This window comes from Hydrogenobacter hydrogenophilus (genome assembly GCF_900215655.1).
In the GTDB taxonomy this organism is placed as follows: Bacteria; Aquificota; Aquificia; order Aquificales; family Aquificaceae; genus Hydrogenobacter; species Hydrogenobacter hydrogenophilus.
The window spans coordinates 65,475-86,000 of the sequence record NZ_OBEN01000003.1; the positions used below are offsets into that span (position 1 = coordinate 65,475).

20 protein-coding genes and 1 tRNA gene are annotated in these 20,526 nt (G+C 41.8%); 8 read left to right on the plus strand and 13 right to left on the minus strand.

Annotated features, from left to right (window positions below; all coding sequences use genetic code 11):
* Positions 1-14: 14 nt before the first annotated feature.
* Together CP948_RS04140 and CP948_RS04145 are read left to right on the plus strand one after the other, a co-directional pair.
* Positions 15-761 (plus strand): hypothetical protein, encoded by a 747-nt coding sequence (locus CP948_RS04140; protein ID WP_096601468.1) that lies wholly within the window; start codon positions 15-17, stop codon positions 759-761.
* Positions 745-2,190 (plus strand): SAVED domain-containing protein, encoded by a 1,446-nt coding sequence (locus CP948_RS04145; RefSeq protein ID WP_096601472.1) that lies wholly within the window; start codon positions 745-747, stop codon positions 2,188-2,190. Before CP948_RS04140 ends, CP948_RS04145 begins: the two co-directional genes overlap by 17 nt.
* On the opposite strand, the gene alr is transcribed toward CP948_RS04145, so the two are convergent.
* A complete protein-coding gene (alr, locus tag CP948_RS04150; protein ID WP_096601475.1) occupies positions 2,187-3,203 on the minus strand; it encodes an alanine racemase in 1,017 nt (338 codons plus the stop codon). The two genes, CP948_RS04145 and alr, sit on opposite strands and share 4 nt — an antisense overlap.
* 100 nt (positions 3,204-3,303) lie before the next feature.
* Between alr and tpx the strand changes: the two genes are divergently transcribed.
* Both tpx and nikR read left to right on the plus strand, forming a co-directional pair.
* Positions 3,304-3,813: a thiol peroxidase gene (tpx, locus tag CP948_RS04155; RefSeq protein WP_096601478.1), complete on the plus strand. Its 510-nt coding sequence runs from the start codon at positions 3,304-3,306 to the stop codon at positions 3,811-3,813.
* A gap of 8 nt (positions 3,814-3,821) precedes the next feature.
* Positions 3,822-4,229 (plus strand): nickel-responsive transcriptional regulator NikR, encoded by a 408-nt coding sequence (nikR, locus tag CP948_RS04160; protein ID WP_096601481.1) that lies wholly within the window; start codon positions 3,822-3,824, stop codon positions 4,227-4,229.
* A 32-nt stretch (positions 4,230-4,261) separates the two neighbouring features.
* Here the strand turns inward: nikR and CP948_RS04165 are convergent, their stop codons facing one another.
* Positions 4,262-5,467 (minus strand): hypothetical protein, encoded by a 1,206-nt coding sequence (locus CP948_RS04165; protein ID WP_096601484.1) that lies wholly within the window; start codon positions 5,465-5,467, stop codon positions 4,262-4,264.
* The gene (locus tag CP948_RS04170) at positions 5,464-5,826 is read right to left on the minus strand and encodes a hypothetical protein (protein ID WP_143441266.1); all 363 of its coding nucleotides are present in this window, start codon (positions 5,824-5,826) and stop codon (positions 5,464-5,466) included. The genes CP948_RS04165 and CP948_RS04170 overlap by 4 nt, the downstream gene beginning before the upstream one ends.
* A 188-nt stretch (positions 5,827-6,014) precedes the next feature.
* On the opposite strand from CP948_RS04170, the gene CP948_RS04175 reads away from it, so the two are divergent.
* Positions 6,015-7,256 carry a sigma-70 family RNA polymerase sigma factor gene (locus CP948_RS04175; protein WP_180764087.1) on the plus strand — a complete coding sequence of 414 codons (1,242 nt, stop codon included), beginning with the start codon at positions 6,015-6,017 and terminating at the stop codon, positions 7,254-7,256.
* 7 nt (positions 7,257-7,263) lie between these two features.
* Here CP948_RS04175 and CP948_RS04180 read toward each other — a convergent pair.
* A tRNA-Ser gene (locus CP948_RS04180) sits at positions 7,264-7,351 on the minus strand.
* 106 nt (positions 7,352-7,457) lie between these two features.
* On the opposite strand from CP948_RS04180, the gene CP948_RS04185 reads away from it, so the two are divergent.
* Positions 7,458-9,353: a 2Fe-2S iron-sulfur cluster-binding protein gene (locus CP948_RS04185; RefSeq protein WP_096601493.1), complete on the plus strand. Its 1,896-nt coding sequence runs from the start codon at positions 7,458-7,460 to the stop codon at positions 9,351-9,353.
* A complete protein-coding gene (gene tkt / locus CP948_RS04190) occupies positions 9,332-11,311 on the plus strand; it encodes a transketolase (protein WP_096601496.1) in 1,980 nt (659 codons plus the stop codon). The genes CP948_RS04185 and tkt overlap by 22 nt, the downstream gene beginning before the upstream one ends.
* Here the strand turns inward: tkt and lpxC are convergent.
* Positions 11,302-12,135 carry a UDP-3-O-acyl-N-acetylglucosamine deacetylase gene (gene lpxC, locus CP948_RS04195; protein WP_096601499.1) on the minus strand — a complete coding sequence of 278 codons (834 nt, stop codon included), beginning with the start codon at positions 12,133-12,135 and terminating at the stop codon, positions 11,302-11,304. The two genes, tkt and lpxC, sit on opposite strands and share 10 nt — an antisense overlap.
* An 8-nt stretch (positions 12,136-12,143) precedes the next feature.
* Positions 12,144-12,857: a uroporphyrinogen-III synthase gene (locus tag CP948_RS04200; RefSeq protein WP_096601502.1), complete on the minus strand. Its 714-nt coding sequence runs from the start codon at positions 12,855-12,857 to the stop codon at positions 12,144-12,146.
* A 19-nt stretch (positions 12,858-12,876) separates the two neighbouring features.
* Here CP948_RS04200 and CP948_RS04205 point away from each other — a divergent pair, with 19 nt between their 5' ends.
* Positions 12,877-14,187 (plus strand): nucleotide sugar dehydrogenase, encoded by a 1,311-nt coding sequence (locus tag CP948_RS04205; RefSeq protein WP_096601505.1) that lies wholly within the window; start codon positions 12,877-12,879, stop codon positions 14,185-14,187.
* On the opposite strand, the gene CP948_RS04210 is transcribed toward CP948_RS04205, so the two are convergent.
* From CP948_RS04210 to CP948_RS04240, 7 genes are read right to left on the minus strand one after another with little or no spacing between them, the layout of a single operon-like run.
* On the minus strand, positions 14,182-14,661 hold the full coding sequence (locus CP948_RS04210) for a metal-binding protein (protein WP_096601508.1): 480 nt from the start codon (positions 14,659-14,661) through the stop codon (positions 14,182-14,184). The two genes, CP948_RS04205 and CP948_RS04210, sit on opposite strands and share 6 nt — an antisense overlap.
* Positions 14,648-16,300, minus strand: coding sequence for a single-stranded-DNA-specific exonuclease RecJ (gene recJ, locus CP948_RS04215; RefSeq protein ID WP_096601511.1), 1,653 nt, complete (start codon positions 16,298-16,300; stop codon positions 14,648-14,650). The genes CP948_RS04210 and recJ overlap by 14 nt, the downstream gene beginning before the upstream one ends.
* Positions 16,281-17,639, minus strand: a complete 1,359-nt coding sequence (murC, locus tag CP948_RS04220; RefSeq protein WP_096601514.1) for a UDP-N-acetylmuramate--L-alanine ligase — start codon at positions 17,637-17,639, stop codon at positions 16,281-16,283. Before murC ends, recJ begins: the two co-directional genes overlap by 20 nt.
* A gap of 18 nt (positions 17,640-17,657) precedes the next feature.
* The gene (locus CP948_RS04225) at positions 17,658-18,158 is read right to left on the minus strand and encodes an efflux RND transporter periplasmic adaptor subunit (RefSeq protein WP_096601648.1); all 501 of its coding nucleotides are present in this window, start codon (positions 18,156-18,158) and stop codon (positions 17,658-17,660) included.
* Entirely contained in the window at positions 18,136-19,416 is a 1,281-nt protein-coding gene (locus tag CP948_RS04230) for a TolC family protein (protein WP_096601517.1), read from the minus strand. The genes CP948_RS04225 and CP948_RS04230 overlap by 23 nt, the downstream gene beginning before the upstream one ends.
* Positions 19,413-19,913 carry a thioredoxin family protein gene (locus CP948_RS04235; protein WP_096601519.1) on the minus strand — a complete coding sequence of 167 codons (501 nt, stop codon included), beginning with the start codon at positions 19,911-19,913 and terminating at the stop codon, positions 19,413-19,415. The genes CP948_RS04230 and CP948_RS04235 overlap by 4 nt, the downstream gene beginning before the upstream one ends.
* Complete coding sequence (locus CP948_RS04240) at positions 19,910-20,524, minus strand: methylthioribulose 1-phosphate dehydratase (protein WP_096601522.1); 615 nt, start codon at positions 20,522-20,524, stop codon at positions 19,910-19,912. Before CP948_RS04240 ends, CP948_RS04235 begins: the two co-directional genes overlap by 4 nt.
* Positions 20,525-20,526 lie beyond the last annotated feature (2 nt).

A 20,526-nucleotide genomic window follows, 5' to 3' on the forward strand; every position in this document is an offset into this window, starting at 1 on the left:
ATGAGGAAACTGCTATGATCCTAAACCTTTTGAAACTCTACGAAGATACAATCAAAGATGGAGACCACACGCCAGTTCCTCTTGAACCAGAGCCAGTACAGGTAGGACAAGTAAGAGCCTTTAGCATGATACCAGAAGAGCGTTTTCTTGTGCTTGAAGAACTTGATAACGATCTTTTCCTCGTAGTTCCAGTATCTTCTTACCTTCAGCTTCTTACAACTGATCCACTACCCCCACTTTACGAGTGGAGAGGTCTGCGGTTAGCATTAGCGCCTATTTGGTATCATATCCGAAAAGAGATCATAGAAAACTACTCCAGAAAGCTTTTTATCATAAAGGATCTTACCTCTGCAAAAAACTACATAAAAAGTGTGCAAAGACAAAACTTGCCTTGGTATACAAAAAAATTCCTTCACCTTAACGCAAAACGCTGGGCTAACCTCGTTTTAGTCAGTCTTCTAAAGGATGTATGGGAAAGAGAGGAAGAGCTGTACATTCAAAGAGTTCAAGGGGATACTTCAAAGCTTTTAACACCTTTGGCACTTGCAGCACACTCTAAGTACAAAAGAGGCGAAAACTACTTTGCGGTCTTTGAAGAGGACAGGCTCAGGCTATACCTTCCTGTGGATTATCTTGGGAAGAGGATCTCAGTAAGGATAAAGGATGAGCTCATTTTTGAAGGAACACTTGAGAGTGTGATTTTGGAGATCATGGGGGATTTCAGAGGTTTTGAGGAGGACCTGCATGTTGTACAGCTTTAGCTCTTTTAAAGAGGAGGATCTTTTGGGCTTTTTGCATGCGGGGGAACTGGATGAGCACATAGCGGATGTTTTTAAGGAATTCAACGAACTTAGTCCATTTGTTCAGTTTGAGCTTATAAAGTATGTAAAAGAAAAGAGTGTTTATGTGGATGTACATGTCCTAAGCAAAACCTTAGGGACAAGCCAAAAAACTGCGGAAGAAATCCTCAAAGGTGAGTTTAAAATCTTTACCTTCCCTGCGGTTTCCACTCAAGGCTACTCTCAGATGGTCCAGGGTATGGTGATAAAAGATACCTCTCAAAGGATTTGCAACGTGGAGGGTATAAAAAGACACATAAAGTCTGTGGAGGATCTGCTTAAATCAAGGGGTTTACTGAAAGATTATCTCTCTGTGTTCCTAAACAGCTATATAACAGGGAAGAGTTTTCAGCTTAGTTTAGCTCTATCGCTCCTTACAGAGAAAGTGCCAGATAGGTTCTGTTTTACGGGGGGTGTGGATGCAAAGGGAAATGTGCAGGCAGTGGATAACATACCACAGAAAGAAAAAGCTTGCAGATCCTCTGGTAAAAAACTCATAAGCCCTGTAAATGTGCGTAGCGTAGATGACATAATAGACTGGTTTTCTAAACCCTTTGTGGATGTGCCCTTTGTGATCACAAAGGAGAGAAGCAGACCCAACATAGGGGACTTTTGGGAAGAAGAGCACGTGCTTAAAAACCTAAAGCACTTTCATGAAATAACTGAGGAGGACCTTATACTGGAAACGGGACAGCTTGAAGGTCAAAAGTGGCAGGAGGTATGCACTGAGTTTATAAACAGGATAAGGAGAATGGACTATGAGCTATCAAACAGGCTACGGCTAAACTTGGTTATAAACGGTCCCACCGCATTGGCTATGGCTCTTGGCATACTTTATAGCCACACAAGACCCTTCAGAGTATTTCACTATAGCAACAGCGAAAAAAGATACTATACAATAGATGTTTTCAACACAAGGGAATTAAAAGAACGCGTAAAGGAATACACACACACAGAAGCAGAGCTGGATAGCTCAGAGGGTAAAGACCTTGCAGTAATTATCAGGGGAGCACATCACGACCCTACCGGAGATGTAAAAGCCTACTTAACAAAAGAGGGCATAAGCGCCGATATTTTGGTGCTAAGTCCAAAGGAGAAAGAGGGAAACATACCTCCAAACCAGCTAAAAGAGGTAGCAAAGGAGTATGCATCTCACATACAGTCCGCAAGAGCTCAAAAACACTATGAAAACATTCACTTCTTTCTGTCAACACCAGTAGCTATAGGGTACTTGCTCGGTGTTGCCTTTGGCCATTACACAAAGGGATACATATACAACTACAAAACCAATGAGCTTTACGAGAGAGTCCTATCTTTAGAGTTCCTTAGAGACCTAATAGAAAAAGCCTAAGGCACAAGAAGCCTCTTTACGCGAGAGGACACATTGCACATAATCTCGTAAGGTATGGTTCCTGCAAGCTTGGCAAGATCACCAAAACTTTGGTGCTCTCCAACAATTTCTACCCAATCACCTACCTGTGCAGATGTGTTATCCAAATCCACAACAGTCATGTCCATAGTTATGTTTCCCAAAATCTTTATGGGTTTATCCTTCCAGTAAAGGTATCCTATGTTAGAAAGCGCTTTTGTGAGTCCATCTGCATACCCAAAGGCAACTACACCTACTTTTTTCTTTTTATCCGTTGTGTAAGTTCTTGAATAGGATACTGGATGTCCGCTGGGGAGGTATTTTACAGATATAATGCGCGCTTTTAACCGCAGAGCTCTTTTTAGGGCTACTGGGTAGTCTGGAGCAGGTTTTTCTCCGTACATGGCAAGGCCTATCCTAATGTGAGTAGTAAAAGGCACACGGTATATAACACCCGCGGAACTTTCCATGTGTATATCCACACTTGAGTAATCCTTTACTATCTTTTTGAACTCTTCTATCTGCCTTAAAGAAAAATCTCTGTCCAATGGACTTGAAAGGTGTGTAAGAACGCCTTTTATCCTGCTATCCCTTATCACTTCTTCAAGAAAACCGAGCCTACCCATACCCGTGTCATACTTTACATGAAAGCCCACATGGAGACCTTCTATCACTTTAAGATGCTCTTTGTGGGAAACAACAGGAGTAAGACGGTATTCTGTCAGTGCTCTTTCCTCACCCCTTAGTACGCCCCCAAGAACTAGTATATCTTTTTTAAAACCAGCCTTTCTGAGTTCTACACCCTCTTCAACACAAGCTACAGCGTAAGAGGATACCTCATCCATATGTTCCAACACACTACACACATGGAAAGCAGACATACCATAGGCATCAGCCTTAACTACTGCTATAATCTTTTTACCGGAAAAATCCTTTAGCGCCTTTATGTTGTGTCTTATAGCGTCCGCACTTATCTCCAAAACAGCTCTTGCCATAGGAAGCACATATTATAACGCAGGCTGACTTGCATCATCTTGCAGACCTTGTGCAGATCCCTTTAAAATTCTAATAAAACTAAGAGAAGGAGGTTGTAAGATGGCTCAAACTGTTACTCTAAAGGGAAATCCTGTTGCTTTATCAGGTCCTACCCTTTCTGTAGGAGACAGGGTACCCGAAGCGGTAGTTGTTACCAAAGACCTTCAGGAAAAGATCATAGGTGGTGCAAAGGGTGTAGTGCAAGTGATCATAACTGTGCCTTCTTTGGACACCCCAGTTTGCGAGACAGAAACCAAAAAGTTCAACGAGATGCTTGCCGGTATAGAAGGTGTAGATGTAACCGTGGTCTCCATGGACCTTCCCTTTGCAGAAAAGAGGTTTTGTGAAAGCTTCAACATAGGCAATATAACTGTAGCCTCTGATTTTAGATACAGAGACATGGAAAAGTATGGAGTTCTCATTGTGGAAGGTGCACTCAAGGGTATACTGGCAAGGGCAGTTTTCATTGTAAATAAAGACGGAAAGCTTGCATACATACAGCTTGTTCCGGAGATCACTCAAGAACCTAATTACGAAGAGGTTGTCAAAAAGATAAAGGAGCTTTTATAATCCATTTTATGAAGGAAAAGATTGTAAGGTTTTGTGTGTCTTTGCCCCAGTATCTGTTAGAGGAACTTGATAGGAAAATAATAAAAAGGGGCTATTCCTCAAGGTCTGAGCTCGTAAGGGACCTTATAAGAGAACTTATGGTAGAAGATGCGTGGCGGGAGGAGGAGGAGGTTATTGGCGTTTTAACATTAATATATGATCATCACCAGAGAGAACTTGCTCAAAAGATGCTTGAAATACAGCACAACCAATATGTAAAAGTGCTTTGTAGCACACACATACACTTAGACCACCACAACTGTCTTGAAAACATAGTGCTAAAGGGGAAACCCAATGAAATAGAAAGTATATCCATAAACATAGGAGGACTCAGAGGCGTTAAGTTTGCAAAACTCACCAAGGCTTCTAATGTGTAAAAAACAGGGAGGCGCAGAGCCTCCCAAGGATCTCACTTCCTGAACCTCCGTAGGATTCCTACCGCAGGCACCAAAAGCCACGCAAGAGCATTTAAGGGACTTGCACCATAAGACACAGAACATCCACCACCACCTCCACCAGAAGAGGCTGTGCTACCGCCAGAGCTTCCACCAGTGGGTGGCTGAGGCTGTGTGGGTGGCTGAGGTTGTGTGGGTGGCTGTGTCTGGGTTTGCTGGACGCCTTCTCCCGTTATGTACATCCTCACAGGGTAGGGTGTGTTGTAGTAAACCTCAAGGTATGCCTCTTTTTTGCCTACGCTCTTGGGCTGGAAGATGATACCCACCGTGCAGTAGCCCGCAAGGTTAAATTGCGTGGTCCCACAGGGCCTTTCTCCCGCATTCAAATCAAGTATGAAGTTTTGTTCTTGGGTTTGCGTGGGCGTAAGAGAGCTCGCTTGAGCGTTAGATTTAAGAGATGACAAGCCAGTAAGTGTGCTTCTGAACTCTCTTATCTGTATGCCACTTATGAAGATGAGCGACTGGCTCTCTATCTTTACTATAGCAGGACCCTTTGTGGTGAGCACTGGCACTTGCTTGAAGTCTATGCCCCTTAGGTCTCCAAACTGGGGTGAGGTGATGTGGGATAAGCTTGGTTGAGGTGGTGGAGCACTGCCTCCTGCAGATGCTGTGCATATAGCAAACTCTCCTACTGCAAAGCCACCTGCTCCTGGGTCGCAGTTTATGGTTATGGAGTTTATGTTTGGAGAAGCAGATACAAAGGCAAAACCTCTGGCACCTGAATTTCCGTTAATAGGCACAGGACCAGAATTATCCCCAGCATTGGTGGAAACAGTGCAGTTATAAAACCCAAAAGCGTCTGGTTCTACATACAGCATAAATCCATAAACCGCCGGCGCTATGTTTAGCGTAAGGCTGGACGCTCCCCTCGTGGAGAAAACTGGACCCGTATAACCATGAGACCAGGTAGCCCAGAATACAGGAACAGTGAGTTTTTCAACTGCGGGAGATGTAGTTAGGTTATAGCCAGCTGGTGCACCGGGTATTGTGGATACTAAAGTAAAATCTGGTATGGCGGCCTGAGCGGATAGGTTAAAGGGTATAAAGGTGCAACCCCCTACACTGGTGGGTGGTGCGGAGGTCCCAAGGTCGTAGTAGGTAGCCCAAGACGCTCCTACCGCACTCAGAGCAAATGTCAGACCGAGCGCAAGCCTTCTCATGCTTCCACCTCCTTACATTCTTTTTTAAACATCTCACAAAGAACTTCTACGCCCAAACGCACAAGAAGAGAGATGATGCCAAACACCACCAAAAGCGGAAGACCCAAGGAAGAACGCAAAAAGCCTACTACTATTCCTAAGGCTTCCTTTAGTTCTTTACCTACAGATATCTCTTTGCAGAAAACCTTCAGGATAGGGCATTTGTTTTCTTCCCAGAAACTTTTGCCTTCCTCCTCTTCCTGCGCGCGCATAAGGCGGACTTTCCTTTTTGCAGAAAGCCCCATGCCTATGAGCTCAAAGGCTTGTCTCTCATCAAGCCCCATCTCAAGGGCTTCCTCTACGATTTGCTGTGCTTGCATATTTCTTACCTCCCACAAAGATTTTCCACTTATCCTATTCTTTTCCCTCTTGCCTGTCAAGTCGCACCCTTGTAGTAATTTTGTCGCATTATCTGCGCTACAAACTTGACTACAAAAATGCTCCAAAGCAAGAATTCAACGCTGTTTTACACAAAAGTGGTATGATATTAAAAAGTAGGGGAAAGGGTATGGGTACTTTTGCTCTGGGAGGCTTTGTGCTTTGGTTGGTGTCTTTTCCTATGGCTGGCTTTCTGCTGGATAGGGTTCAGCTTATGCCATACTTTCTTCTGGCTCACATAGTAGGATTACTAACCTGCTTTTTGCTTGACAGAAAGATACTCCTTTTTGCTATACCTCTCACTGCGGTGGTTGCTCTCTTTACTGCGGTTTATCCTTATGTAGGTTCAAAGGAGTACCTCCTTATACTCATTGGCTTTATGTCCGCTTTTACCGCTACCTACACGGGCTTTTTGATAAGCTCGCAGGGTAGTATAAATAGTTTTTTTGGGCTTGCACTTGGAAATGTAGGCTCACTTTTTATTTCTTTCTTTCCTGTTGAGAAAACCTTTAAGTATCTGCTCTCCGCAGTGTCCTTAGTTGCAGTCATGTACAGTCCAAAACAGGTTCCTCAGGCGGATAAATCCTTACATTCTCTATACAGGATGCTTCCTTACTTTTTGGTCTTTTATGCCACTGGCGGGCTCATGTACAAAGGGGTTTTGGAGTTTTACGCACAGGTGTCTTATCTGCATGGTCTGGAAGTAATCTTTTACGCAATGGGGGTTTTGGTATCTTACAAATTGCTCAGCCTTTTGGGCGAGAAGGCTCTCGTGGCGGTTTCTGCTTTTTTGAATGCTACCGCATACGCACTTCTTCAGATGGGAGGGGTGCATCTTTTGAACCTTTCTATGTTTTTGCTTCAGGCTGGATTTGGCTTTGCGGACTTTTTGCTTCTTTTCACTCTCTATAATATAAAAGATACTATAAGGGCTTTTTCCCTTGGCTTTGCTACGGTATGTGTGGGTATAGTTCTTGGCTACTATGCGGGCATGCTAAAAGACTACGCCGAGTTTTTCACTGGACTTGGTAGTCTTATGTTAGTGGCTTCTTTGGTGTATTACTTCTCTACGGAGAAAGTGCCTAAAGAGGTGTCTGAAAGATTGCCTCAAGAACCATCAGATCAAGAGGAGGTTTCTGCAGAGAAGTTTCTTAACCACCTACAGAACAGTCTCCACAAAAAGCTCAGCCCCAGAGAGTTTGAAGTTTTACTCCATCTTCTGGAAGGTTGCGACTATGAGAATATATCCCAGAAAATGGGTCTCTCTACCTCCAGCGTAAGAGAGTACACAAGAAGGGCTCTTCTTAAACTTGAGATGGATAGGGAAAGCCTCATAAGTATGTATAAAGACTGGATGCATCAGTATGCGTAATATTACACGGAGGGGGAGGGATTCGAACCCCCGGTGGGCTGTGAACCCACTGGTGATTTCAAATCACCCGCCTTCGTCCACTCGGCCACCCCTCCTAATAATTAAAATTAAAAGATTTAAAAGTGCGCTTCAACGTATGTATGATTTTTATCATGATAAGCTATCAGAAAGTGGTAGTTGTGTTATCTTAACCAATAAGTTATGGAGAGGAAAGTAAAGATAGTTGTAGATGGAAGAGAGATAGAAGCTCAAGAGGGTGTGTCCCTGCTTGAGGTCCTCCTAAAAGAGGGCATAAGTGTTCCCTACTTTTGCTACCATCCTAAGCTCAAGGTAATAGGTGCCTGTAGAATGTGCATAGTGTATAACGAAAAGACGGGAAGGCTTATAACTTCTTGCAACACAAAGGTTGAAGATGGTATGAGCATATCCACACAGCACGAGCTTGTAAAGAACAATCAAAAGTATCTCCTTCAGGCTTTTATGACAAGACATCCTCTTGACTGTCCTATTTGCGATAAGGCGGGTGAGTGCGACCTTCAGAATCACGGAGCAATATTTGGACCCCAAAGACAGATAGTTCCCGTTTCAGCGCTTGAGAAAGAAAGACACTACATAGATTGGGAAAGTGACTTTCTTGAATACTACACAAACAGGTGTGTAGTTTGTTATAGATGTACAAGGGTTTGTGATGATGTAAATGGAGCTCGGGCTCTTTATGTGGAAGAGAGAGGCTTTCATGCTAACATAGTCCCTACTGTAAGACCTATAGATACATCTTCTTGTGAGATGTGTGGGCTTTGTGTGTATGTGTGTCCTGTGGGTGCCATTATTTCTAAACCTTTTAAGTACTGGAGCAGAAGCTGGCTTCTTCAAAAAGAGAGAACTGTCTGTAATGTCTGTCCTGTTGGGTGCGAGATTCAGGTGGAGTATGGTATAGGGGACTGGCGATCAAAGCAAAAGGTCTATAGAACAAAGCCCACGGATGACCTCAATATCTGTGCAAAAGCTTTCTTTGGCTACGATGCTCATAATACAAACAGGCTCTTAAAACCTTATATTTACGGAAAAGAAGAAAGTGCGGGAAATGTGGTTAACTTCATAGCCAGCTTGCTCAAAAACTACGGAGAGAACACAGCCATAATCATATCTTCCTACCTCAGCAACGAAATCCTTGAAAACATAAAGGATGTGGCTATAAGAAGTGGCTCTTATGTGTGTTCTACGCTCACTGAAGATTTCTACGCATTTCTAGAAGGATACGGCGATTATACTCCCATTTACATAGATGACATTAAATCTGCGGAGAACTATATACTGTTTGGTGAGGACATAACATCTACCGCACCTGTGCTTTCTTACTATGTGAAAGGTAAAGTTTATAAATACGGCAGTACTTACAAAGATGCCAAGTTCAAGCCTATAGTCTTTAATAATCTGGAAGAGCTTTATGCAGAAGTGCCAAGTGGAGGTGTTTTGATAGCAAACACTACGGGCATTGTGGGATCATCAGCCAAGAGCTTGGGAGAGTTTGTAAGAAGACTCTCTGAGGATAAGGCTTACAAGGTGCTTGTGCTTCATAAAGATGCCAACTACTTAGGAGTATATAAAACCTTCGGAAAAGATACCCTTTCAAACTTTGGTGGTATAGTAAATGGGATTTCCGAAGGTCTTATCAAGAACCTTATAGTTTTTGGAGAGGAGCTTCTTGATTATTACCATATGCAGGAACTTACGCAAGTTTTTGATAAACTTGAAAAGCTTGTGGTCTTTTCTCCTTTTGCAGATGGGCTATCAGAGTTGGCGCACGTAAAGGTCCCCATGGAGCTCTATGGCGAAATGGATGGGACCTATCACACCCTTATGGGATTAAAGAAGGGCAAAAGATTTCTGCCTTGGTCCTTTAACAGTACAGCTTTCTTTTCTGACCTCTTGGAAAACTTACCCAAAGTAAATAAAGGGATAAAGGTTATAAAAGGTGAGTGTATTACACCAAAGCGTCTGGTGCATCTTTACAAGAGCAACTGGATAACAGACAGGAGCGAAAACCTAAAAAAACTATACGAAAAGAACTCCATATGGATAGAGATACCGTCATAATAAACACTATACGATTTTTGAGTGTTGATCAGGTAGAGAGGGCAAAGTCTGGCCATCCTGGCATGCCTCTTGGTGCTTCCCACATAGCTTATCTCATATTTGACAGGTTTCTAAAGTTCAACCCAAAAGACCCAAACTGGATAAACAGGGATAGGTTTGTGCTATCCGCAGGGCATGCCAGCGCTATGCTCTACTCACTCCTTTTTGTAATGGGGTACGATCTGACCATTGAAGATCTAAAATCTTTCAGACAGCTAAATAGCAAAACACCCGGTCATCCAGAAAGCCATATAACACCCGGTGTGGAAGCAACCACAGGACCATTGGGGCAGGGTATAGGCAACGCAGTAGGTATGGCCATTGCAGAAAAATATCTATCAAGCCTTTTCAACAGGGAGGGATTTCCTATAATTGACCACTACACCTTTGCATTAGTAAGCGACGGAGACTTAATGGAAGGTGTTTCTTGTGAAGTAGCACAGCTTGCCGGACACTTTAAACTTGGTAAGCTAATAGTTATTTGGGACAACAATAAGATCTCCATAGATGGACCTACATCCCTTGCGTGGTCTGAGGATGTGCTCGGAAGGTTTTCTGCTTTCGGTTGGCATGTGCAAGCCGTAGAAGACGGCTACAATTTAAAAGAAATAGAGACCGCCATAAGGTCTGCTATAGAAGAAAAGGAAAAGCCTTCTTTTATATCCATCAGGACGCACATAGGATACGGAAGCCCAAAGCAAGATGACGCAAGCGTTCACGGTGCTCCCTTAGGCAAGGAGTTAGTCCTTGAGACCAAGCGCAGATTCGGTTGGCCTGAGGAAGAGTTTTATGTGCCTGATGAGGTGTATGAATACAGAAAAGAGAGGATAGAAAGAGGAGCAAAAATTCAGGAAGAGTGGAACAAACTCTTTCAAGCCTACAGAGAGTCTTATCCAGAACTTGCAAAAGAGCTTGAAATGGCTTTTAGAGGTGAATGGGGAGAGGAGTACAGAAAGCACATACCCATTTTTACAGAACCTATGGCTACACGCCAGGCAAGCGGTAAGGTATTAAACGCTATAGCCAAGTACATACCCACCATGATAGGAGGCTCTGCAGACCTTTCTGAGTCCAACAACACCTATCTGCACGGTATGGGAGACTTTCTTGCAGACAACCCAACAGGCAGGAACATACATTACGGTGTGAGAGAACACGCAATGGGAACAATACTCAACGGTATGGCATATCACGGCGGAATACTTCCTTACGGTGGGACCTTTTTAATATTTTCCGATTACATGAGGCCATCTATAAGGCTCGCAGCTATGTCAGGGCTCAAAGTGATATATGTTTTTACCCACGATTCTATCGGTTTGGGGGAGGACGGACCTACACACCAACCCATAGAACAACTAAGTTCTTTAAGGCTCATACCAAACCTATGGGTATTAAGACCAGCAGATGCTAACGAAGTAGGTATCGCTTGGGATATGGCTTTGCAAAGAAAGGACGGTCCAGTAGCTATAGTTCTAACACGGCAGAAAGTACCCATTATAGACAGGAAAAAGTTTGCTTCCTTTGAAGGCGCAAGAAAAGGTGCGTATGTTCTTGCCGATACCCAAGGTCAGCCAGATGTAATAATCTTTGCAAGCGGTTCAGAGGTACACCCTTGCTTATCAGCGCTTGAGATATTAGAAAAAGAAGGTATAAAGGTAAAGCTTGTAAATATGTTTTCTTTCGAGGTCTTTGAACTTCAAGACGAAGATTACAAGAGGTACGTGCTTACTCCTGAAGTGAAAAGGAGGGTAGCCGTAGAAGCAGGAAGGGGTTTGTGTTGGCACAAGTATGTGGGAAGTGAGGGATTAATCATAGGTGTTGAGGAGTTTGGTAGGTCTGCACCAGGTGATGTGCTTATGGAATACTTTGGCTTTACTGGTGAAAAGATAGCCAAAAAGATAAAAGAGTTCTACTTTTGAGATAATTCAAGGGTTTGGTGAGTTTTTAGGTGATCTCTCAAAGACTTGACAAATAGATAGTTGAGAGTGTGACCACCTCTGTAAGATACTATCCGTCCTTTTATCCTTTTTCCAATAAGAGCCAGATCTCCTATAAGGTCCAAAAGCTTGTGTCTAAGAGGTTCATCTTCACAGCGCATACCACCTTTGTTGTACACAAAACCTTTACCTAATAGCAAGGCGTTCTTCAGACTACCTCCTTTTGCCAAACCTTTTCTGTGTAAGTGTTCAAGTTCGTAATCATAGCAAAAAGTTCTTGCAAAAACTATGTCCTTTACATTTCCGTTAAACTCAACAACTCTCTCTTCAAAAAATCCGTTAATACTCCCCACATAAGCTACTGAGAGTTTTTCGTACGGTAGTGCCTTAATGTATCCTTTAGAGTTCCTAACCTCAAAACTTAAGCTGATCTCTAAAATATCCGCAAGCGTTGGTAAGACAATCACTTTATCTTTTAACACCTTGTAAAAGTAATACCCACTTCCGTCAAGAATTGGTACTTCAAAACCTTTCAAAAATTCAACAGTGGCGTTATCTATTCCTAACATAAAAAAGACAGCCATAAGATGCTCTACTGTTTTTATAACGATGCCGTCTTTGCCCAAATCCGTTGAGTGGTCTGTATTTACCACAAACTCCAACTTTGCTGGTACATAGACACCAGCTTTTAAAAACCTTATTCCCACATTCTCTCTTTCCGGATGTACCACTATTTTAGAGTACTCACCTGAGTGTATGCCTATACCTTCAAAAGAGACGCTTTCCTTTAAAGTGCGCTGGTTCATGTACTTTTTTAATGCAAGCTTGATACCAATGACTTTATTAAGCTTACCACGCTCTCTACGCTTTGTTTTTCAGGCAAAAAACAGGATAGCCCAGATAAGGATGTAAGTTCCTCTTTTGTAGTTTTGCCAATACACACTATCTTTTTTTTCTTTAAAAGCTTTGTGCCTTCAGGTTTTGGTAAATTTGCAAAAAAACTTCTAACCGCGGAAGGGCTCGCAAAAAACACAAACTGCCCCATAGAAAGCCTTTTTAGAAAGTCCTCTCTATCATAAAGCACATACTCTGTTGCATAGACATTCAACGGATAAACGGTAAAACCCATATCACTTAACCACTTTATTAGCTCCTCCCTACCTTCTCTTGAGCGTGGCAACAAAACGGTGCCTCGCTTTTCCTTTTCCATAAGGAGTTTTATCTCCTGAGCATAATACATTTCAGGAATTTGGTAAACACTGTATCCGTAGCTTTCCACAGCCTTTTTTACCGCCTCTCCTACCACTATTATCTTTTCATTACCTCTTAACTTAGCTCTCTCAAAAAAGTATTTTACCGCCTTTGCACTTTGGAATATAACAAAATCAAAGTTTTCATCAATGGGCTCAAAATCAATGGGTAGTGTTTTTATCAACGGTAAGGCAATTACACCCAAACCTTCCCTCTCAAAAAGCTTTCTGTCTCTTTCTATATCTTCTGGACTTCTGGTAAGTATAACCTTGTGCATTATGTTAAAAATATTATAGATGATTGACTACAGGGATCTTTTAGAAGGTAAAGAGAAAATATGCGTTGTGGGACTTGGTTATGTAGGTCTTCCTCTTGCGATTGCCTTGTCCAAACATTTCAAGGTTATAGGTTATGACAAAAAGAGTTCAAGGATAAGCGAGCTAATCTCTGGCTTGGACATTACAGGGGAGGTATCCAAGGAGGAATTGATCTCTTCTAACATAGACTTTACTGATGACGAAAGGCGTATATCTGAAGCTAAGTTTATAGTAGTTGCTGTACCAACGCCAGTGGATAAGATAAAAAACCCAGACCTCTTCTTTTTAAAAGAAGCTTCTATGACGGTAGGAAAGTATTTGAGGAAGGATAGTGTAGTAGTTTATGAGTCTACAGTTTATCCGGGTGCTACTGAGGAGGTGTGTGTTCCCATACTTGAAAGTCAAAGTGGTCTTAAGTGGAAAGAAGACTTCTTTGTAGGCTATTCACCGGAAAGAGTAAATCCGGGTGATAAGGAACATACAATAGAAAAGGTAGCAAAAGTAGTTGCTGGGGATACAGAAGAAACCCTTGATCTGATAGCTCGCGTATACGGTAAGGTTATAAAAGCTGGCGTTTACAAAGCACCAGATATAAGAACCGCAGAAACTGCAAAAGTCATAGAGAACATCCAAAGAGATATAAACATAGCCCTTATGAACGAACTTGCTATGATATTTAATAAGCTCGGGATAGATACAAAGGAGGTACTCAAAGCTGCCGGCACCAAGTGGAACTTTTTGAGGTTTGAACCGGGTTTGGTAGGTGGTCACTGCATACCTGTTGACCCTTATTATCTTGCCTACAAATCTTTACAGGTAGGACACATCCCGGAGCTTATCTTAGCAGGCAGAAGGATAAATGAAAGTGTGCCCTTTTATATTGCTAACCAAACGGTAAAGCAGATTATAAAATCCGGCAAAAGAGTAAATTCTGCAAAGGTCCTTCTGATGGGTATCACCTTTAAGGAAAACGTACCAGACATACGAAATAGCAAAGTGTATGACCTTTACAGAGAGTTAGAAGAGTTTGGCATAAAGGTTTATGTGTATGACCCCATAGCAAACAGGGAAGAGGTCAAGGAAGAGTACGGAATAGAGCTTTTAGAAGATATAAAGGCACAAGCACCTTACGATTGTGTGATCTTAGCAGTTAGACATAGAGCTTTTCTGGATATTGACCTATCTTTTTATGCATCTCTTATGACAAAACCTTACATTCTTATTGATGTTAAAGGTGTCTACGAAAGGTCTAAAGCGCAGAAGGAAGGTTTTATTTACTGGAGCCTATAGCACGCGCCTTAGAGTGGAAACCACATCCAAAAGCACATGGAACACCTCAGAGAGAAAAAGCCCCAAGAGGAAGTAAAGACTTGCAGGACTGCTTGCTAACTTTTCCAAAAATCCTACAAAGTCAAAAGAAAGAATAGCTTTATCAAGGTTTATTTGACTCAGCATACCTACAATTACAAAGTACAAGATAAAGATGAGGAAGTTTAAGTAAAACAGTCTGATTATTGTCCCCAAGATGGGTATATGGCTTATACCCCTGTGTTTGGACTTTTTTTGGTAGGGTAGCCATACGACTTTAAGGTATCCCCATCTTTTGGAAGGTTTTGAGTGTCTAAGGTCAAGGTCTGGTGATAAAAAGAAAGTACCTATTATGTAGCCTAAAGTGAAAGGCAGGTAAAACTCCTTGGGTATAAAGTAAAGAGGTATAGGCATAAGTAGCATGTTTATCATATCGTGGCTTTTACCAAGAGCCATTTGGTTCCTCCACATCCACAAGGTGGAAAAGCTTACCCTTTCTTGTATCTACGCTGTAGGCAATCCTTCTTACAGAGCCGGGAAGTTTCTCCCATTTATCTCTTAACATAGTATCATAACTAACAAAGGTTATGTTGTGCTGTGCTTTTAAAATAAATCTTCCGTTAATGGTTTCTACTTTTTCTATTCTCATGGGCGGTGATACGAACAGGGGTTGAGGAAAACCCTCACCGTAAGGCTCTAAGCTTTTCAAAGCTAATATTACCCTTTGGTCTACGCATGCAGGGTCCAAAGTCATATCTATGTACAGTCTTGGCTCTTCTCTTTTTATCTGCGAGAATATCTGTTCCACCAATGTTTCAAAAGTTTGGACTTGCTCCTTTCTTATGGTGATACCCGCAGCACTTGTGTGCCCTCCCCATTTTATGTACATATGAGCTAACTTTTTGAGACCTTCGTAAACATTTATACCTTCTACACCCCTTACAGAAGCCGTTGCCAACTCTTTACCTACGGAAAACACAGCGGAAGGTTTTGAGAGAAGGTTTGAAAGCCTACCTGCCACTATTCCAGCTACACCGCTTGCCCACTCACCCATGCGTACCACTAAGAAGTTCCTTTCCTTTTGAGAACTAACTTCACTTATGGCTTTTTCAAAAGCTATGTTAGAAATGTGCTTTCTCTGTTCGTTAGCCTCTTCTACCTTTTTAAACCACATCCTTGCGGTGTTTATGTCTTTTGAAAGCAGTAAGTTCATGGATATCTTGGGTCTGGAGACTCTACCCGGTGCGTTGAGTCTTGGTGCTACGGAAAAGGTAATGTCCTTTGAAGTAATCTCACCTTTTATACCTATGCCTTCTAAAAGAACCTTTATACCGTATGATGTGGTTTCTCCACCTGCCAGTATGTAGTTAAGCATCCTTATGCCGTTGGATACGAGTATGCGGTTCAGAGGATTAAGAGGCATCACATCCGCAAGAGTCCCTATGGCGGTCAGATACAGATAATCCCGTACATCAAGTTCCACATTAAGTTCTCTGTTTAATCTTGCGGTGAGGTAAAAGCAAAGAGCTACAGAAGAGATCTCTTTGAGTTCGTTGGGAGTTCCTTGGTCTATCTTTGGGTTGACTATCAGTGCAGGAGGGAGTTCTTCGTGAGGGTTATGATGGTCTATAATAATGGTTTCTATAGGGGATTTTTTGAGCTCTTCTATAGCGGTAGTGCCGTTATCAACTGTTATGAGCAGTTGAGCGTATTTGGCAAAAGTATCTACGAGATCTTTTCTAAGACCGTATCCTGTCTGTCTTGTAGGAAGCACAGCGTAAACTCTTGCACCTGCCTTTTTTAAAAAATCATAAAGTATGACACTTCCAGTTATACCGTCAACATCGTAGTCTCCGTATATGATGATCCTTTCTCCCCTCTTTATACTTTTGATGATTCTTTCTACAGCTTGCTCCATGTTAGGAATAAGGTGGCAAGGTAATAGGTTTTTCAGTTTGTTGTCAAACACCTTATCGTCTACATTCCTGTTGGCAAGAAGCTGAGCTACCAGGTAGCCATACCTCTCTTGCAGTTCCTTATGTGGTTTTATGAACTCGCTTAAAAGAAGCCACTCTCTACCGGATATACCTTTCATAAAACTCCTCACACCACTTGGATATACTTCCCGCACCCATAAAGAGTATGACATCCGTATCTCTTGCAGTGTCTCTTATAGCAGAAAAAAGCTCTTCTTTGTCTTCAAAAAATCTGCACCCTGTAGCTTTTGCCAAGTCTATACCAGAAATACCATAAGAGTTCTCCTCGCCTGCTGAGTATATATCTGTCAAAAAGCACACATCAGCAGACTTTAAGACCTTTACGAATTGGTCAAAAAGGTAATAAGTCCTTGAGTATCTGTGGGGTTGGAAGATAAGCAGTAGCCTTCTGTGTGGATACATTTCCCTAATAGCCCTTATAACTGCCGAGATCTCTGTGGGGTGGTGCCCATAATCGTCATATATAGGTGCACCATTGAAGTAGCCTTTGAGTTCAAGCCTTCTTTCCGCGTTTTTAAAGTTTTGCAACGCTCTCTTTATGGTATCTACGCTTATGTTCATCTGTAGACTTACTGCTATACAGGCAAGTGCATTATAAACATTATGCTTTCCCGCAACAGACATTTGAATTCTTCCCATATACTCTTCACGGTAAAAAAGGTCAAAACTGTAGCATCCTGCCTGCAGACTCAAGTTCTTAGCCATAACATCAGCGTTCCTTTCTATACCAAAGGTTATAAGTGGCCCTTTCACTTTTTGCATGATCTCCCTTGAGTTTTCATCGTCTGCATTCATCACGCAAAAGCCGTAAAAAGGTATGCTGTTAGCGAACCTAAGAAAGGCATTCTTTATGTCTTTAATATCTTTATAATATCCAAGATGTTCTTTGTCTATGTTTGTGATCACTGCTACCGTTGGAATGAGTTTAAGAAAAGAACCGTCGCTTTCGTCCGCTTCTGATATGATAAGGTTATCCTTACCAAGCCTTGCATTGCTACCAAACTTATGAAGTACTCCCCCTATTATCACTGTGGGATCATAACCTGCATCGTGCACCACATGAGCTATCATAGATGTTGTGGTAGTCTTACCGTGTGAACCGCAAACCGCTATACCTTCCTTTAGCCTGAATAACTCTGCCAGCATTTCTCCCCTTGAAATAACAGGAAGTCCCATTCTCTTAGCCTGAACTATTTCTGGATTGTCTTCAGATATAGCAGAAGAGTAAACTACTACATCTGTATTTTCTACATTTTCTGCTTTATGCCCTATAAAGATTTTTGCACCTTTTTTTCTCAAAAGGTCAACATTTTTGTTCTCTTTAATATCTGACCCTGATACCTCATAACCCATCTGTAATAGGATCTGAGCTATGCCACTCATACCAATACCACCTATGCCTACAAAGTGAAACTTTTTTATTCTTTCTCTGAACATGAACTAAAATTATAAGACTCACCTCTCCTCTATGGTCAAAAGCACTTGAGGTAGCATGGTACCGTTTACGAAGATGCCTTCCTTAACAAACAGCTTCTTTATAACTCCATTTGTTGGTGCTTTTATAGTACAGTACTCAATCAGCTTGTTAAGTTCGTCAATTTGTGCTTTAATAGCTATGTACTTATTCTTTTCCTTTTCGTACTTGTTTTTCCAATCTTCGTACTCACTTTTTGAAAGGAGGTCTCTATTGAAAAGCTCTTCGTATCTTTTGAAGTCCTTCTCCACCTTTTCTAAGGTGAGTTTTTGGCTTTCTAGCTGAGCGATGAGCATTTCCCTTTGCGCTATGTAAAGCGCTGGGTCTATCTCTACCAAAGTTTGACCTTTGGAAACTCTCTGTCCTTCACTTACATAAACTTTCTTAACTTGACCCTTCACTATAGCATAGACTCTTACATCTTGAGCAAAGGATACACAAAAGCACACAAGTAAAAGACTAATTAGCTTTGATAAACTCATCATTTTTCTCAAGCACAAGAAAGGGATCAAGTCCTGCAAGATGGTAAAGTCTCGCAAGGAATAGGAGTATGTCGTACTTTGCTTGCATGAGCTGTCTTTCTGCTTCGGACTTTTCTGCCATGGCGTATCCCAGGTCAAAGGCGAGTTCCAGTTCATACTCAGACCTCCTAAGGGTTAAATTTTCTTCTGCGAATCTGCTTCTTGCAAGGGCAAAGTCCCACTGAGCCAATAGGTAAGAATACCTGTAATCCGCTGAGTTGGAAAGGAGTTTAAACTCGTTTATAGTGTCCTCAAGCTCCACCTGAGCTATTTTTCTGTATGATGTGAGACTTTCCATCTTATAAAGAGAGGTAGGATCAAAAAGAGGCATGAAAATCTCTATACCAGCTCTCCAACCATTTTGATTGAATGCTCTTGTTTGGGGTGTTCCCGCCCTGATGGAATTGCCAAGCTCTCCTCTAAACTGCACTCTTGGTGCCATAATGTTATTGGCTTCTTCTATCATCTCTTCGTAAAGTTTCACTTCAAGGGTCTTTATCTTCACAATGGGATTGTTTTTTATAGCTTGTTCCAAAAGCTTATCTTTATCTATCTCTCCCACCTTAGGTTTAAAGTCTAAATCTTCTACATCTATAAGAGCGTTCATATCTAAGCCTGTTAGTTTCTTTATATCAAGGAGTGCCTTATTATATTCGTACTGAGCGTTCAAAAGATCCTTTCTTTTTTCTCTGTATATGCTTTCAAGTTGATACACTTCCAAGTTTGTAGAGACACCCAAATCTTTTTTCTGTCTTGCCCTGTCGTAGCGCACGTAAGCTATTGCCATCTCTTCCCTCTTTACTTCTGTGAGTTTTTTATACAAGCTTGCCTTTGTGAAGAGCTCCAGTATCCTAAGCTTTATATCCCTCTCTAACTGTTTTAAAGCTTCCTGTTTTATCTCATGTCTTAGCTCTGCACTTTTAATCCTTGATGCGGTTTTCCTATACTCGTAAAGAACATTTACGAAACTAACGCCAAAAGACTTCTCCCAGTCTTGAGTTTTTGAATTGTACAAGATGCCAGCTCCCAAGGTTATGTAAGGTAAGAAGTAATTTTTTGCCTCCTGCCATTGGGAGTTTATGGATTCTATTTCGTATCTGAGTTTTTTGAGCTCTGCGTTGTTTTTTAGTGCAAGCTCGTAAGCTTTCTGGGGTGTTAGTTTTATAACCTCCTGCCCAAAGGTGAAAGAAAGTAAAAGTAGTGTGATCAGGAGTATCATTTACTATTTTCTCTGATGAACTTGATAAGGTTCATGTTCTTATAATGGCCTTCTACTATATACCTTCCTATTAGTATGAACTCTTTGGGTTCTATGTAGCCCGGGACCTTTGCTACCACATTGCCCTGCTGATCAAAGAACATGAATACGGGTGTTAGCCTTACTCCATACTTGTGGGCAAACTCCCTTTCAGTCATCTTTTTACCATCTAAGTCAACCACTTCGTTAGATCCCCTTATGTCAATCTCCACCATGTAGAAGTGTTTCGTAAAGTAATCTTGCACGTTCTTATCCTGAAAAGTGACCTTTCTCATCTTGTCGCAGAAGGGACAGCCCTCTTGATGAAACATTATGAAAAGATACTTCCTTTCCTTTTTGGCATCCTCAAGGTCCTCCTTTAGGTTCAGCATGGAAGGCTTTAGAAAGGGAATGCTTAATACTGCGGACATACAAACAAGAGGCAAAAGTAAAATGAGAGTAAAAATGTACTTTCTCATTGCATACCCCCCGAAATTATGGCAAGTTTAAGCTCGCACTCAAGAATAAAATCTAATGCCTCAAGTTTCATAAGGGCAGTGTGTATGTCCTTACCCCAGACATACACGCCGTGTGACCTTAGTAAAAAGCCAGCAAGTCCAGATGCGCTCCTTAGCTCTTCTTCTACCTTCTTTGCAAGCTTGGGCATGTCCTGTGAATTTTCAAAGATGGGAAGGATAAGTTCTGCCTCATGCGTGTCTATACCTTCAAAGGCTTTTAAAAGCTCATACCCTTGCAGGTATATCTTACTGTCCTTTACTATTCTTGAGATGACTGTGGAGTTGGGAGAGTGAACATGCATAACACAACTTGCGGAAGGTATGCACTTATATATAACCGCATGCAACAGAGTTTCTGCGGAAGGCTTGCCCTCACCAGCTAAAAGGTTTCCTTCCATATCAACAAGAACAAAGTCTTTTGGGCTAATCTTTCCTTTGTGCTTTCCTGAGGATGTTATGAAGAAGCTTTTGTCATCCACTTTTAAGGAAAAGTTTCCACTGGTTGCAGGAAGCCACCCCTTTAAATAGAGGTCTTTTATAATCTTTGCAAATTCTTTAAGTCTTTCTTTCATGG

Bases quoted from the DNA above. Each gene is read 5' to 3' on its own strand.
- CP948_RS04140 (WP_096601468.1), top strand. From the start codon at position 15: ATGATCCTAAACCTTTTGAAACTCTACGAAGATACAATCAAAGATGGA.
- CP948_RS04145 (WP_096601472.1), top strand. From the start codon at position 745: ATGTTGTACAGCTTTAGCTCTTTTAAAGAGGAGGATCTTTTGGGCTTT.
- alr (WP_096601475.1), bottom strand. From the start codon at position 3,203: ATGGCAAGAGCTGTTTTGGAGATAAGTGCGGACGCTATAAGACACAAC.
- tpx (WP_096601478.1), top strand. From the start codon at position 3,304: ATGGCTCAAACTGTTACTCTAAAGGGAAATCCTGTTGCTTTATCAGGT.
- nikR (WP_096601481.1), top strand. From the start codon at position 3,822: ATGAAGGAAAAGATTGTAAGGTTTTGTGTGTCTTTGCCCCAGTATCTG.
- CP948_RS04165 (WP_096601484.1), bottom strand. From the start codon at position 5,467: ATGAGAAGGCTTGCGCTCGGTCTGACATTTGCTCTGAGTGCGGTAGGA.
- CP948_RS04170 (WP_143441266.1), bottom strand. From the start codon at position 5,826: ATGCAAGCACAGCAAATCGTAGAGGAAGCCCTTGAGATGGGGCTTGAT.
- CP948_RS04175 (WP_180764087.1), top strand. From the start codon at position 6,015: ATGGGTACTTTTGCTCTGGGAGGCTTTGTGCTTTGGTTGGTGTCTTTT.
- CP948_RS04185 (WP_096601493.1), top strand. From the start codon at position 7,458: ATGGAGAGGAAAGTAAAGATAGTTGTAGATGGAAGAGAGATAGAAGCT.
- tkt (WP_096601496.1), top strand. From the start codon at position 9,332: ATGGATAGAGATACCGTCATAATAAACACTATACGATTTTTGAGTGTT.
- lpxC (WP_096601499.1), bottom strand. From the start codon at position 12,135: ATGAACCAGCGCACTTTAAAGGAAAGCGTCTCTTTTGAAGGTATAGGC.
- CP948_RS04200 (WP_096601502.1), bottom strand. From the start codon at position 12,857: ATGCACAAGGTTATACTTACCAGAAGTCCAGAAGATATAGAAAGAGAC.
- CP948_RS04205 (WP_096601505.1), top strand. From the start codon at position 12,877: ATGATTGACTACAGGGATCTTTTAGAAGGTAAAGAGAAAATATGCGTT.
- CP948_RS04210 (WP_096601508.1), bottom strand. From the start codon at position 14,661: ATGGCTCTTGGTAAAAGCCACGATATGATAAACATGCTACTTATGCCT.
- recJ (WP_096601511.1), bottom strand. From the start codon at position 16,300: ATGAAAGGTATATCCGGTAGAGAGTGGCTTCTTTTAAGCGAGTTCATA.
- murC (WP_096601514.1), bottom strand. From the start codon at position 17,639: ATGTTCAGAGAAAGAATAAAAAAGTTTCACTTTGTAGGCATAGGTGGT.
- CP948_RS04225 (WP_096601648.1), bottom strand. From the start codon at position 18,158: ATGAGTTTATCAAAGCTAATTAGTCTTTTACTTGTGTGCTTTTGTGTA.
- CP948_RS04230 (WP_096601517.1), bottom strand. From the start codon at position 19,416: ATGATACTCCTGATCACACTACTTTTACTTTCTTTCACCTTTGGGCAG.
- CP948_RS04235 (WP_096601519.1), bottom strand. From the start codon at position 19,913: ATGAGAAAGTACATTTTTACTCTCATTTTACTTTTGCCTCTTGTTTGT.
- CP948_RS04240 (WP_096601522.1), bottom strand. From the start codon at position 20,524: ATGAAAGAAAGACTTAAAGAATTTGCAAAGATTATAAAAGACCTCTAT.